General features: G+C 67.8%; 11 protein-coding genes and 1 riboswitch. Of the genes, 3 read left to right on the top strand and 8 right to left on the bottom strand.

The features are described from left to right. Positions 1-87 precede the first annotated feature (87 nt). The 8 genes from rpe to EV657_RS00925 all read right to left on the bottom strand — a co-directional run bounded on the left by rpe (position 88) and on the right by EV657_RS00925 (position 9,555). A complete protein-coding gene (rpe, locus tag EV657_RS00890; RefSeq protein ID WP_075786463.1) occupies positions 88-783 on the bottom strand; it encodes a ribulose-phosphate 3-epimerase in 696 nt (231 codons plus the stop codon). A 71-nt stretch (positions 784-854) separates the two neighbouring features. Next, the gene (locus EV657_RS00895; RefSeq protein ID WP_075786462.1) at positions 855-2,240 is read right to left on the bottom strand and encodes a ribulose-bisphosphate carboxylase; all 1,386 of its coding nucleotides are present in this window, start codon (positions 2,238-2,240) and stop codon (positions 855-857) included. A 110-nt stretch (positions 2,241-2,350) separates the two neighbouring features. Next, on the bottom strand, positions 2,351-3,415 hold the full coding sequence (gene fba, locus EV657_RS00900; protein ID WP_108027717.1) for a class II fructose-bisphosphate aldolase: 1,065 nt from the start codon (positions 3,413-3,415) through the stop codon (positions 2,351-2,353). 12 nt (positions 3,416-3,427) lie between these two features. Continuing rightward, the gene (locus tag EV657_RS00905) at positions 3,428-4,636 is read right to left on the bottom strand and encodes a phosphoglycerate kinase (RefSeq protein ID WP_075786460.1); all 1,209 of its coding nucleotides are present in this window, start codon (positions 4,634-4,636) and stop codon (positions 3,428-3,430) included. Then, on the bottom strand, positions 4,636-5,637 hold the full coding sequence (gene gap, locus EV657_RS00910) for a type I glyceraldehyde-3-phosphate dehydrogenase (RefSeq protein ID WP_075786459.1): 1,002 nt from the start codon (positions 5,635-5,637) through the stop codon (positions 4,636-4,638). Before gap ends, EV657_RS00905 begins: the two co-directional genes overlap by 1 nt. A 17-nt stretch (positions 5,638-5,654) precedes the next feature. Next, positions 5,655-7,646: a transketolase gene (gene tkt, locus EV657_RS00915; RefSeq protein ID WP_134076848.1), complete on the bottom strand. Its 1,992-nt coding sequence runs from the start codon at positions 7,644-7,646 to the stop codon at positions 5,655-5,657. A gap of 11 nt (positions 7,647-7,657) precedes the next feature. Beyond that, complete coding sequence (locus EV657_RS00920; protein ID WP_113668370.1) at positions 7,658-8,530, bottom strand: phosphoribulokinase; 873 nt, start codon at positions 8,528-8,530, stop codon at positions 7,658-7,660. A gap of 17 nt (positions 8,531-8,547) precedes the next feature. Continuing rightward, positions 8,548-9,555, bottom strand: coding sequence for a class 1 fructose-bisphosphatase (locus EV657_RS00925; protein ID WP_075786456.1), 1,008 nt, complete (start codon positions 9,553-9,555; stop codon positions 8,548-8,550). Positions 9,556-9,665: 110 nt separating this feature from the next. Here EV657_RS00925 and EV657_RS00930 point away from each other — a divergent pair, with 110 nt between their 5' ends. The 3 genes from EV657_RS00930 to cueR all read left to right on the top strand — a co-directional run bounded on the left by EV657_RS00930 (position 9,666) and on the right by cueR (position 13,574). Then, on the top strand, positions 9,666-10,589 hold the full coding sequence (locus EV657_RS00930) for a LysR family transcriptional regulator (protein ID WP_075786455.1): 924 nt from the start codon (positions 9,666-9,668) through the stop codon (positions 10,587-10,589). Positions 10,590-10,746: 157 nt separating this feature from the next. Then, positions 10,747-13,188: a heavy metal translocating P-type ATPase gene (locus tag EV657_RS00935; RefSeq protein WP_134076849.1), complete on the top strand. Its 2,442-nt coding sequence runs from the start codon at positions 10,747-10,749 to the stop codon at positions 13,186-13,188. Next, positions 13,185-13,574: a Cu(I)-responsive transcriptional regulator gene (gene cueR / locus EV657_RS00940; RefSeq protein WP_075786453.1), complete on the top strand. Its 390-nt coding sequence runs from the start codon at positions 13,185-13,187 to the stop codon at positions 13,572-13,574. Before EV657_RS00935 ends, cueR begins: the two co-directional genes overlap by 4 nt. A 38-nt stretch (positions 13,575-13,612) precedes the next feature. Beyond that, positions 13,613-13,814: riboswitch (cobalamin riboswitch) on the top strand. Positions 13,815-13,931: the final 117 nt, after the last annotated feature.

A 13,931-nucleotide genomic window follows, 5' to 3' on the forward strand; every position in this document is an offset into this window, starting at 1 on the left:
CGGTCCCTCAGTGTGACGGAGCCGCCCGGGGGCAACGGGGCGAGGGAGGGCGCGCGGTCCGCGCCCTCCCGGACCTGTGGTCGGGCCTCAGGCCGCTTTCCGTGCGCCTTCGGCGGCCTCGCGGATCGCGCGGATATTGGCGCCATAGACCTCGGGCGTGTCGACCGAGCCGCCCTTGAAGACGGCCGAGCCCGCGACCAGCACATCGGCGCCCGCCTCGACCACCAGCGGCGCCGTCTCGGGGGTGATGCCGCCGTCGATCTGGATATGGATCGGGCGGTCGCCGATCATGGCGCGAACCTTGCGGGTCTTCTCGATGCCGGAATGGATGAATTTCTGCCCGCCGAAGCCCGGGTTCACGGTCATGATCAGGACCATGTCGCACAGATCGAGGATATGCTCGACGCTTTCGGCCGGGGTCGCGGGGTTCAGCACCACGCCCGCCTTGACGCCCTGTGCCTTGATCGCCTGCAGGGTGCGGTGGATATGCGGCCCCGCCTCGATATGGGCGGTGATCATGTCGGCGCCCGCCTCGGCATAGGCCTCGATATAGGCATCGACCGGCGAGATCATCAGATGGACGTCCATGAAGGTCTTCACATGCGGGCGGAAGGCCTTCACCGCGGGCGGGCCGAAGGTCAGGTTCGGCACGAAATGCCCGTCCATCACGTCGACATGCACCCAGTCGGCGCCCTGCGCCTCGATGGCCCGGATCTCGGCGCCGAAATTCGCGAAATCGGCAGACAGGATCGAGGGCGCGATCTTGATCGAACGGTCGAACATCTTGGGGTTCCTCCCGAAGGGGCCGGTTTTTCAAGGATGGCGCGGCCCCGGGGCAGGGCCGCGCCGGATCGTCATTCGGCGGCGACGGCGCCCAGCGCCTCGCGCCAGCCCGGGTAAAGCTTGTCGGCATCCTGCGGGAAGCTTTCGAAGGCCCGGGCCAGTTCCTTGTGCTCCTTGGCGTAGTCGACGAGGTTCACACCCGACTTCCACGCATCATGGGCCTGGCGCAGCGAGATCGCGCCCGCGGTGCCGCCATCGACATGGCCGAAGGCGCCGCCGCCCGAGGTCTGGATCACGTTGGAATGGCCCAGATTGTCGAAGAAGCCCGGCAGGCGCAGCGCGTTCATGCCACCCGAGATGATCGGCGTGGTGGGTTTCATCCCCAGCCAGTCCTGACGGTAGAAGGGGCCGTCCGCCACGTCGTCGGTCAGCATGAAGGCCATGATCTTGTCGGATGGATCGCCCTCCATCTTGCCAAAGCCCATGGTGCCGGTGTGGATCCCCGAGGCGCCCTGCAGACGCGCCATCTTGGACAGCACGAAGGCGGTGTAGCCGCGTTGCGATTCCGGCGAGGTCACGGCGCCGTGGCCTGCGCGGTGATAATGCAGGAACTGGTGCGGGAAGGCGCGGCGCGCGGTGGTGATGGCCGCGGGACCGGCGACATAGCCGTCGACGAGGAAGGCGACGTGATCGGCATTCTCGCCGAAGGTCTCAAGGATGTATTCGCCCCGGGCCAGCATTTCGTAATGGTCGTCGGCGGTGATGTTGGCCGAGAACAGCTTGGCCTCGCCGGTTTCGTCCTGGGCGCGCCTCATCGCGTCGGCCACCAGACGGATCGTCTCTTTCAGCGGCGCGAAGACCTGGTTGCCCTGGGGCTCGTCGTTCTTGATGAAATCGCCGCCCAGCCAGAATTCATGGCAGGCATCGGCGAAGGGCTGCGGGCGCAGGCCAAGCTTGGGCTTGATGATGGTGCCCACCACCATGCCGCCATCGGTGACGCTGCGGCCCAGCACGCGCCACATGTCGGCGATGTTCATCACCGGCCCGTCGAAAAGCCGCAGATAGGCGGGCGGCACGTAGAAGTCGCGCATCTTCGCGTGCTCGACATCGCCCATGCCCTGGTTGTTGCCGATCGTCAGCGTCAGGAACGAGGCCAGCATGGCGCGGCCGTCGATGATGTTGCGGTCGAACAGCTCGACCGGATAGGCGATCTTCATCACCTCGTTTTCGGGGTCGATCTCGTAGACGAGCGCATCGACGCCCTTGGTGAAATCGTCGGTGGTGTGCACCTCGACATTGGTGCCGGTCGAGCTTTCGGCGGCGAAATGCGCGGCCGTCGCAAGGTAGTCCCCGCCGTCCTTCGGCTTCATCGTATAGGCGCAGAGCACGTGGCGGCCGCCGGCGATGAGCGCTTTCTCATCGAGGTCGAGGCGGGCATATCGGTTCGACTGATCCATTTCCTATGGCCTTTCGGTTCGTCTTGTCCCTGGGTTCCGGTGGTCTTTGTTCTACGTTGCGCGCGTTTCCGGAGCGGGCCCGGCCCCCGCGAGGGCCGGGCGCCAGAGGTTTATTTCGTCTTCGGATCGAGGCTGCCGTCGGCATAGCGCTTGGCCATGTCCTCCATCGGGATCGGCTTGATCCGCGAGGCATTGCCCGCGGTGCCGAAGCGTTCGAAGCGGTCCTTGCACAGCTTGGTCATCTCGGCCATCGCGGGTTTGAGGAATTTCCGCGGGTCGAATTCGGCCGGGTTCTCCTGGGCGATGCGGCGGAAGGTGCCGGTCATCGCCATCCGGTTGTCGGTGTCGATATTGACCTTGCGCACGCCCATCTTGATGCCGCGCTCGATCTCTTCGACCGGCACGCCATAGGTCTGGGGCATCGCGCCGCCATTCTCGTTGATCAGGTCCTGCAGGTATTGCGGCACCGAGGACGAGCCGTGCATCACCAGGTGCGTGTCGGGCAGCTTGGCGTGGATCTTCTCGATCACGCTCATCGCCAGGGTCTCGCCCGTGGGCTTCTGGGTGAACTTGTAGGCGCCGTGGCTGGTGCCGCAGGCGATGGCCAGCGCATCGACCCGGGTCTTGGCGACGAAATCGGCGGCCTGGTCGGGGTCGGTCAGCAGCTGGTCGTGGCTCAGCTCGCCTTCGGCGCCATGGCCGTCCTCGGCCTCGCCCATGCCGGTTTCCAGGCTGCCCAGGACGCCCAGTTCGCCCTCGACCGAGGCGCCGACCCAATGCGCCATGTCGGCCACGCGCTTGGTGATGTCGACGTTATACTCGTAGGACGCAGGGGTCTTGCCGTCGCCTTCCAGCGAGCCGTCCATCATCACCGAGGTAAAGCCGTGCTTGATGGCCGACAGGCAGGTCGCCTCGTTGTTGCCGTGGTCCTGATGCATGCAGAGCGGGATGTCGGGATAGATCATCGACAGCGCCTCGATCATCTTCGCCAGCATGATGTCATTGGCATATTGGCGCGCGCCGCGGCTCGCCTGGATGATGACCGGTGCGTCGCAGGCCTTCGCGGCCTCCATGATCGACAGGCCCTGTTCCATGTTGTTGATGTTGAAGGCGGGCACGCCGTAGCCGTGCTCGGCCGCATGGTCCAGAAGTTGCCGCAGGGTGATAAGAGCCATCGTTAATCTCCGTCAGTCAGCGCGCTCGGCGCGTTCCAAAGCTTCGAGACCGGGGAGCGGCCGCCCCTCCAGCCATTCGAGGAATGCTCCACCGGCGGTGGAGACATAGGTGAAATCATGGGCATGGCCCGAGCGGTTCAGCGCGACCAGCGTATCGCCGCCGCCCGCCACCGACACGCACAGCCCGGCCCGGGTCTGTTCGGCCACGGTTTCGGCCAGTGCCCGGGTCGCGCCGTCGAAGGGCGGCGTCTCGTAGGTGCCCAAGGGCCCGTTCCAGACGATGGTGCGGGCCTTGCGCAGGAGGCCGCGATACAGCTCGACCGTGTTCGGGCCCAGATCGTAGACCCGGCGGTTCGGGCGGATGCCGCCCAGCGGCACCGGATAGGCATGCTGGCCCGCATGTTGCAGCCCGTCGACGACGAAGTCCCTGGGCATTACGATCCTGCAGCCCGCGACCTCGGCCAGCGCCGCGATCTCGAGGATCTCGTCGGCCAGTTCGGGTTCGCAGAACGACTTGCCGACGCTGTAGCCGCGCGCGAAGAGGAAGGTGTTGGCCAGCCCGCCGCCCAGCAGGATGGTGTCGATCTTGGCCACCAGCCGTTTCAGAAGCCCCAGCCGTTCGGCCATCGACCGCCCGCCGACCAGCGCCACCGAGGGCGAGAGCGGGGTATCGAGCGCCCGGTCGAGCTGGGCCAGCTCTTCCAGCAGCAAGGGTCCGGCGGCGACCGTCTGGGCCGCGTCGACCGCCGCCGTGGTCGAGGCATGCAGCCGGTGACAGCAGGAAAAGGCATCGTTGACATAGATGTCGCCCAGCCGGGCCAGATCCGCCCCGAGCCGAGGGTCGTTCACTTCCTCGCCGCGTTCGAAGCGCAGGTTCTCGCAGAGCAGGACCTCGCCCGGCGCCAGCGCAAGGCTGGTGCGCTCGGCCATCGGCCCCGCGCAGGTGTCGATGAAGCGGACCGGCGCCTCCAGCGCGTCCGCCAGCGCGGTCTGTACCCGTTCCAGCGACAGGGCCGGGGTCAGTTCGCCCTCGGGACGGCCGAGATGGCTGAGAACCACCAGCCGCGCGCCCTGCGCCAGAAGCGGTTTCATGCCCCTGGCGAACCGGGCGATGCGCGTGGCATCGCCCACCCCGCCGGGGCCGAGCGGAACGTTCAGATCCGCCCGGACCGCCAGGCGCCTGCCCGAAACATCCAGCGATGTCAGGGGCGTCGGCGCCATCAGATCAGGGCCCCCATGGCCACGGCGGTATCCGCCATGCGGTTGGAGAAGCCCCATTCGTTGTCATACCAGGTCAGGATGCGGACCATCGTGCCGTCCATGACCTTGGTCTGATCCATGTGGAAGACCGAGGAATGCGGGTCGTGGTTGAAGTCCGACGAGACCAGTTTCTCGTCGGTATAGCCGAGAATGCCCTTCATCGGGCCGTCGGCTGCCGCCCGGATGGCCGCGTTGACCTCGTCGACGGTGGTCGCCTTCGATGCCTCGAACACCAGATCGACGACCGACACGTTCGGCGTCGGCACCCGGATCGCGACGCCGTCGAGCTTGCCGTTCAGTTCCGGCAGCACGAGGCCCACGGCCTTGGCGGCCCCGGTCGAGGTCGGGATCATCGACATCGCGGCCGCGCGGGCGCGGTAAAGATCCTTGTGCATGGTGTCCAGCGTGGGCTGGTCGCCGGTGTAGCTGTGGATCGTGGTCATGAAGCCGCGGGTGATGCCGATGGCATCGTTCAGGGCCTTGGCGACCGGCGACAGGCAGTTCGTCGTGCAGGACGCGTTCGAGACGACCAGATCGTCCTTGGTCAGCACGTCATGGTTGACGCCATAGACGATGGTCTTGTCGGCCCCGGCGCCCGGCGCCGAGATCAGCACCCGCTTCGAGCCGTTTTCCAGATGGATCGCGGCCTTGTCGCGGGCGGTGAAGATGCCCGTGCATTCCAGCGCCACGTCGACATCGCCCCAGGGCAGCTCCTTCGGGTCGCGGATCGCGGTCACCTTGATCGGGCCGCGGCCCACGTCGATGGTGTCGCCGCTCACGGTCACGGTGCCGGGGAAGCGGCCGTGCACGCTGTCATAGCGCATCAGGTGGGCGTTGGTCTCGACCGGACCCAGATCGTTGATCGCGACGACCTCGATATCGGTGCGGCCCGATTCCACGATCGCCCGCAGCACGTTGCGCCCGATCCGGCCAAAGCCGTTGATTGCTACCTTAACTGTCATCTTCCACCCTTCTTGTCTTATCGGATCAGTTTCTTCGCGGCGGCGGCCACGGCTTCGGCGGTGATGCCGAAATGCTTGTAAAGGTCGTCTGCCGGCGCCGAGGCGCCGAAGCCGGTCATGCCCACGAAGGCGGATCTGGCGCCCAGAAGCGGCGACCAGCCCTGTTCCACGGCGGCCTCGACCCCGACCCGGGGCGCGTCACCGAGGACGGATGCCCGGTAGGCCTCGTCCTGGGCTGCGAATAGCTCGAAACAGGGGGCAGAGACAACGGCCGCCCTGACGTCCTGGCGCGCCAGTTCGTCGGCGGCATTCATCGCGATCTCGACTTCCGAGCCGGTGGCGATCAGCGTCACGTCGCGGCCGCCCTCGGGCTCGCGCAGCACATAGGCGCCCTTCGCGGTCAGGTTCTCGGACCGGTGCTCGGTCCGCAGGCAGGGCAGGTTCTGGCGCGACAGCGCCAGCAGGCTCGGGGTCTTCTCCGAGGTCGCGGCGATTTCCCAGGCCTCGGCGGTCTCGACCACGTCTGCGGGGCGGAAGACGTTGAGGTTGGGCATGGCGCGCAGGCTGGCCAGATGCTCGACCGGCTGGTGGGTCGGGCCGTCCTCGCCCAGACCGATCGAGTCATGGGTCATCACGTAAGCCACCGGCAGCCCCATCAGCGCCGACAGCCGGATCGCGGGGCGGGCATAGTCGGCGAAGACGAGGAAGGTGCCGCCATAGGGGAAGAAGCCGCCATGCAGCGCGATGCCGTTCATCGCCGCCGACATGCCGAATTCGCGGATCCCGTAATGGATGTAGTTGCCGCCGTAATTGTCTTTCGACACCGGCGACATGCCCTTGGTCAGCGTCAGGTTCGAGCCGGTCAGGTCGGCCGAGCCGCCGATGGCGTTGGGCAGGGTGGCATTGACCACGGCCAGCGCCATTTCCGAGGCCTTCCGGGTCGCGACCTTGGGCGCGTCGGCCGAAAGCTGTTGCTTGTAGGCCGTGATCGCCTCGGCCATGGCTGCCTTGTCCGGCTTGGCCAGCGACTTTTCGAAGGCGCCGCCATGCTCGTTGCACAACAGCCGCGCCTCCCAGCCCTCGCGGGCCTCGCGGCCGCGCGCGGCGACCGCCTGCCAGGCGGCATAGACCTCTTTCGGCAGGGTAAAGGCCTCATGGGCCCAGCCCAGCGCCGTGCGGCTCGCGGCGATTTCCTCGGCACCCAGAGGCGCGCCATGGACCTTGTGGCTGCCGGCCTTGTTGGGCGCGCCCTGGCCGATCACGGTCTTGCAGTCGATCAGCGAGGGGCGGGGGTCCTTCTTCGCGGCCTCGATGGCGGCGGCGACCGCCTCGCGGTCATGGCCGTCGACCTCCTGCACATGCCAGCCGGCGGCGGCGAAACGGGCCTTCTGGTCGACCGAGGTCGACAGTTCGGTCGAGCCGTCGATGGTGATCTTGTTGTCGTCCCACAGCACGATCATCCGGCCCAGCTGCCAGTGCCCGGCCATGTCGATGGCCTCGTGGCTGATGCCCTCCATCAGGCAGCCGTCGCCCGCGATGACATAGGTGTAGTGATCGACCAGATCGTCGCCGAAACGGGCATTGTGCATCCGTTCGGCCAGCGCCATGCCGACCGCGGTGGTGATGCCCTGTCCCAGCGGGCCGGTCGTGGTCTCGATCCCGTCGGCATGGCCGTATTCCGGGTGACCGGCCGTGCGGGCGCCCCATTGCCGGAAGCTGCGGATCTGGTCCATGTCCATGTCGGCATAGCCCAGCATGTGGTTGATCGAATAGACCAGCATGGACCCGTGCCCCGCCGACAGCACGAAGCGGTCGCGGTCGGGCCATTTCGGGCAGGACGGGTCGATCTGCATGAACCGGTTGAACAGCACCGCGGCCGCATCGGCCATGCCCATCGGCATGCCCGGATGGCCCGAATTGGCGGCTTGGACCGCATCCATGGTCAGGACCCGGATGGCGGTGGCCATCAGCGCTTCGGCGCTGGTGTCGATCTTGGTGGGCGCGTTCATGTGAACCCTCCTCAGGCGCGTTTCGATTCGGAGACGAGGCGATTGATCATCGGCGTCAGGATAAGCTGCATCGCGAGGTCGAGCTTGCCGCCCGGGATCACGATCGAGTTGGCGCGGCTCATCCAGGACCCGTGGATCATCGAGACCAGGTAGGAAAAGTCGATCCCGCGCGGGTTGCGGAACCGGATCACGACGAGGCTTTCGTCGGGGGTCGGGATCCAGCGGGCGACGAAGGGGTTCGAGGTATCGACCACGGGCACGCGCTGGAAGTTGATGTCGGTTTCGGTGAATTGCGGGCAGATGCAATGCACATAGGCATACATCCGGCGCAGGATCACATCGGTGATCGCCTCCGTCGTATAGCCGCGCTTTTCCTTGTCGCGGTGGATCTTCTGGATCCATTCGAGGTTGATGACCGGCACCACCCCGATCTTGAGGTCGGCATGGCGGGCGATGTTCACATCGTCATTGACGACCGAGCCGTGCAGACCTTCATAGAACAGCAGGTCCGACCCGTCCTCGAACGGCGCCCACTCGGTGAACTCGCCGGGGGGCACGCCGTATTTCTCGGCCTCGTCGGCATCGTGCACATAGTGGCGGGTGCGACCGGTGCCGGTCTCGCCATACTGGCTGAAGACCTTTTCCAGCTCCTTCAGCTCGTTCGCTTCGAAGCTGAAATGGCTGAAGCCGACATTGCCGCCGGCATACTGGCGGTCGAGTTCGGACTTCATGTCCTTGCGGTTGAACCGGTGGAAGGCGTCGCCCTCGATCGAGACCGCGTTCACGCCCTCGCGGCGGAAGATCTGGTCGAAGGTGTGCTTGACCGTCGAGGTGCCAGCCCCGGAGGAGCCGGTGACAGAAATGATCGGATGCTTCTTGCTCATGACAATCCTCCAGGAACTCAGACGCGGAACAGGCCGCGATTGCCGAACAGGGCGTTGACCTCTTCGTCCGGCAGGTCGTGATAGGCGGCGATGCGGCTGACCTTGTCGGTCGAACCGAAGACGAAGGGCGTGCGCGCATGCAGGCTTTCGGCGGTCTTGCCGAGGATCGGATCCTGCGCGTCGGTGGCAAGGCCTCCGGCCTGCTGGATCACGAAGGCGATGGGCGCGCATTCATAGACCATCCGCAGACGGCCGCGCTCGTAGCCCTTGCGGGCATCGCCGGGGTACAGGAAGACGCCGCCCCGGGTCAGGATGCGGTGGGTCTCGGCCACCAGCGAGGCGACCCAGCGCATGTTGAAGTTCGAGGCGCGCGGGCCTTCCTCACCGGCGAGGCAGTCGTCGATATAGGCCCGGATCGGCCGCGACCAGTGCCGGTAGTTCGACGCGTTGATGGCGAATTCGCGCGAGGTGTCGGGCACCATCACCGCCTCGGCCACCAGCACGAACTGCTTGCTGTCGGGATCGAGCAGGTATTCCTGGGTGCCCTTGCCGAAGGTGCAGACCAGCATCGTCTGCGGCCCGTAGATGATGTAGCCCGCGCCGATCTGTTCGCTGGCCGGGCGCAGCACGCTGGCATCGCCGGTCGCGGCCGCCTCGAAGATCGAGAAGATCGTGCCGATCGAGACGTTGACGTCGATGTTCGAGGATCCGTCGAGCGGGTCGATGGCGACGGCATAGGCGCCGGCCGGGTCAAGCTCGGCCACGACGTCCTGCTCTTCCGAGGCATAGAAGCGGACATTGGCGGACTTGAGACGTTCGCAGAAGGCGTCGTCGGCCATCAGGTCCAGCGCCTTCTGGGTATCGCCGCCCAGGTTCTCGCCGACCGCGGCCCCCAGCGCGCCGCCCAGCGGCCCGCGCTGGATCACCCGCGACAGGTCGATGCCGACCTCGCAGAGCGCGTTCAGGATCGGCTGAAGCGCGGCGGGGATATGCTGCAAATCCCGGATCGGATTCTCTCGTTGCATAAATTTCTCCCGAATCTGGCGACGCGTTGTCGATACCGGTTGCTAAAGGATGAAGGCATGGTGGAGAATTTAAAAACACGGAACCTGCGTTAGATTTTTTTGAAAACCTCATGTCGACACTCCGGCCCGAAGCGGTAACCTTCAAGCAACTCAGGGCTTTGCGCGCCGTGGCCGAGCACGGAACGCTGACGGCGGCGGCCGAGTCGATCCACCTGACGACCCCGGCCGTCCATACCCAGCTGCGCCAGCTCGAAGAGAATTTCGGCGCCCGCTTGGTCGATCGCGGTCCCCAGGGCGTGGCGCGACTCACGCGCCAGGGCGAGGCGGTTCTGGTGGGCGCGCGCGCGATCGAGACCGCGCTCGAGGCCTGCGTCGATCATGTGCGCGCGCTCAACGAGGGGATGGAGGGGATGGTGACGCTGGGCGTGGTCGCCACCGCCAAGTATTTCGCGCCGCGCCTGGTGGCCGAGCTGCACCGCGCCTTTGCCGAAATCGACGTGATCCTGCGTGTGGGCTCGCGCGAGATGGTGGTGACGGCGCTGCAGGCGGCAAGCGTCGATATCGCGATCATGGGGCGGCCGCCCCGGGTGCCCGAGGTGCATGCGACAGTGCTGGGGCCGCATCCCCATGTGCTGATCGCGCCGCCCGATCATCCGCTGGCCGGGCAGGAGCGGATCGCGGCCGAACGGGTGCTGGCCGAGACCTTCCTCGCGCGCGAGATCGAGTCGGGAACCCGCGTGCTGATGGAGCGGTTCATCGAGCGGCTGGGCAAGGGGCGTCCGCAACGGGTCGTCGAGCTGGAAAGCAACGAGACCATCAAGCAGGCGGTGATGGCGGGGCTCGGGATCGCGCTGATCTCGCGTCACACGGTGGTCGAGGAACTGGCCGCCGGGCGGCTGGTCGAGCTGGATGCCCCCGCGCTGCCGCTGGTGCGGCAGTGGTTCCTGGTCCATCGCAGCGATACCGCCCTCAGTGCGGCCGGCCGGCGCATCCACGGCTACATAGTGGGCCGCCAGGGCGCGTTCCTGCCGTGATAGGCCGGTTTCCGGCCCCGAATTTTCGCAGAAAATTCGCGCGAACCTCCAGACAGTCGGTTTCCCTGACAAAACGCGGCAGTGCCCTTGACCTTCCAGCGACTGGAGGCCCTATCTGAGGGGCATCCAATCCGACGGACGCTGCACGGAGGCTGTCATGACCGCGATCACCACCACCAGGCTGAAGCTCGAAGGGCTGCATTGCGCGGGCTGTGTGCGGCGGGTCGAGCGCGCCCTGACCGACCTGCCTGAGGTCGGTGCGGCCCGGGTGAATCTCGCCACCGGCACCGCCGAGGTCGAGCATTCCGGACCGCCTGCGCCGCTCATCGGCGCGGTCGAGGGGGCGGGCTTCGGCGTCGCCCGGACCGAAATCGCGCTCAACGTCGAGGGCGCGACCTGCGCCTCCTGCACCGGCCGGATCGAGCGTACTCTGCTGGCCCAGCCCGGGGTTCTGTCGGCTGCGATGAACCTCGCGACCGGTCAGGCCCGCGTGACCGCCGCCGAGGGCCTGGCCGATGCCCGTGCGCTGGCCCGCGCGGTCACAGAGGCTGGCTATCCGGCGACCCCGCTGACCGCCGAGGCGCGGCCCGAACCCGGCGCGGCCCAGGCTGCCGAGGCCCGCGCGCTGGCCCGCCGGGCCTGGATCGCGGGCCTGCTGGCGCTGCCCGTGGTGCTTCTGGAAATGGGCGGTCACGTGATCCCTGGTGCCCGCGAGGCGCTGGCCGGGATTGTCTCGGAAACCGGGCTGCGCGTCGTCTCGTTCCTGCTGACCACCGCGATCCTCGCCGGTCCGGGCCGGTCCTTCTTTCTCAAGGGCGTGCCGCTCCTGCTGAAGGGCGCGCCCGACATGAACGCGCTGGTCGCGCTCGGCACCGGCGCCGCCTGGGGGTACTCGACCCTCGCGACCTTCGCGCCCGGCCTGCTGCCCGCCGGCACGGCCCATGTCTATTTCGAGGCCGCCGCGGTCATCGTCACCCTGATCCTGATCGGCCGCACCTTTGAGGCCCGCGCCCGGGGCCGCACCGGCGAGGCGATCCGGCATCTGATGGGCCTGCAACCCCGCAGCGCCCGGGTCGTCACTGAAACGGGTCTCGAGGACCGGCCCGTCGAGCTGCTTGCCCCCGGCGATCTGATCGAGGTCCGCCCCGGCGAGCGCATCCCCACCGATGGCGAGATCGTCGCGGGGCAGGGGCCGGTCGACGAATCGATGCTGACCGGCGAGCCGATGCCCGCCGACAAGGCGCCCGGTGACGCGGTCACCGGCGGCACCGTCAATGGCGCCTCCGCGCTGCGGTTCCGCGCCACCCGGGTCGGCCGCGATACCGCGCTGGCCCAGATCGTGGCCATGGTCGAGACCGCGCAGGGCGCCAAGCTGCCGGTGCAGGCGCTGGCCGACCGGATCACCGGCATCTTCGTGCCCGCGGTCCTGGCCGCCGCCGCGCTGACCGTCGCGGTCTGGCTGATCGTCGGGCCCGACCCGGCGCTGGGGCTTGCACTGGTCGCGGGCGTCTCGGTTCTGATCGTGGCCTGTCCCTGCGCCATGGGGCTGGCCACGCCGACCTCGGTGATGGTCGGTACCGGCCGCGCCGCCGAGATGGGGGTGCTGTTCCGCAAGGGCGATGCGCTGCAAAGCCTGTCGGGCGTTGCGACGGTTGCCTTCGACAAGACCGGCACGCTGACCGAGGGCCGCCCCGAACTGACCGGGGCGCGGCTGGCCGAGGGCTTTGATCGCGGCGAGGTTCTGGCCGCGGCCGGCGCGCTCGAGGCCCGGTCGGAACATCCGCTGGCCCGCGCCATCCTCGCCGCCGCCCCCGATCATCCCGAGGCCGAAGGCGTCGAGGCGCTGCCCGGCTTCGGCGTCCGGGGGCGGATCGGGGGCCGCGCGGTGCTGGTGGGCGCCGAACGGCTGATGGCGCGCGAGGGCATCGCGCTTGGACCCCTCGCGGCCGAGGCCGCGGCGCTGGCCGCGACCGGCGCAACCCCGGTCTTCGTGGCCCTCGGCGGGCGCGCGGCGGGGGTGCTGGCGCTGGCCGACCCGATCAAGCCCTCGGCGCGCGCGGCCATCGCGGGACTGCACCGCATGGGTGTCCGGACGGCGCTGATCACCGGCGATACCGAGCCGACCGCGCGCGCCGTCGCGGCCGAGCTTGGCATCGGCCATGTCGTGGCGGGCGTCCTGCCCGGCGGCAAGGTCGAGGCGCTGGAGGGGCTGCGCGCCGACGGCCCTGTCGCCTTCGTCGGCGACGGGCTGAATGACGCGCCCGCGCTGGCGGCGGCCGATGTGGGGCTGGCCATCGGCACCGGCACCGATGTCGCCATCGAGGCGGGCGATGTGGTGCTGATGTCGGGCGACCCGCAGGGCGTCGTCAACGCGCTCCATGTCAGCCGCCGGACGCTGGCCAATATCCGTCAGAACCTGTTCTGGGCCTTCGCCTATAACGTGGCCCTCATTCCGGTCGCGGCAGGCGTGCTCTATCAGCTGAACGGCCTTCTTCTGTCGCCGATGCTGGCGGCGGGGGCCATGGCCTGTTCAAGCCTCTTCGTGCTGTCGAACGCCCTGCGGCTGCGCGGACTCGGACCCCTGGAGGCCCGGTCATGAATATCGGCGACATCTCGAAGGCGACCGGGCTGCCGGCCAAGACCATCCGCTATTACGAGGAGATCGGCCTGATCCGCCCCGCTCGGGGCGCCAATGGCTACCGGCATTTCTCGGAAACCGATTTGCACAACCTGACCTTTCTGGGCCGGGCGCGGTCGCTTGGGTTTTCCATCGAGGAATGCCGGGCGCTTCTGGCGCTTTACACCGACAAGGACCGCGCCAGCGCCGATGTGAAACAGATCGCCCGCGTCCATCTGGCGCAGATCGACGCCAAGATCGCCGAATTGCAGGCGATGCGCGCCACCCTGGCCGAGCTGGTTTCGGCCTGCGCGGGCGATCAGCGCCCCGACTGCCCGATCCTGAAGGGGCTGGCCGGAGAGGGCTGAGCCGCCCGCAAAGGGCTTTGACAATGCCCGCCGATCGGCTAGGCAGGAGCGACTTCGGTTCCGGTCCGCAAGGCCGGAGAAAAGGGAACGCGGTGCGCCCCCGCAAGGGCAATTCCGCGGCTGCCCCCGCAACTGTAGGCGGAGAGCGCGGCTGACAGATGCCACTGGGCCCGGCGCCCGGGAAGGCCAGCCAAGCGACGACCCGCAAGCCAGGAGACCTGCCGAAGCGACGATCACCCTTTCCGGGCGCGGGGCGCGCCCCGGAGCGGCCAGCCCGCAGCGGTGAGAAAGATCACCGTCCGGGGGGCTGGCGCGATGCCACCGTGCCCCGGACCGCCCGCAAGGGCAGGGAAGGCA

This window comes from Rhodovulum visakhapatnamense, from assembly GCF_004365965.1.
Taxonomy (GTDB): domain Bacteria; phylum Pseudomonadota; class Alphaproteobacteria; order Rhodobacterales; family Rhodobacteraceae; genus Rhodovulum; species Rhodovulum visakhapatnamense.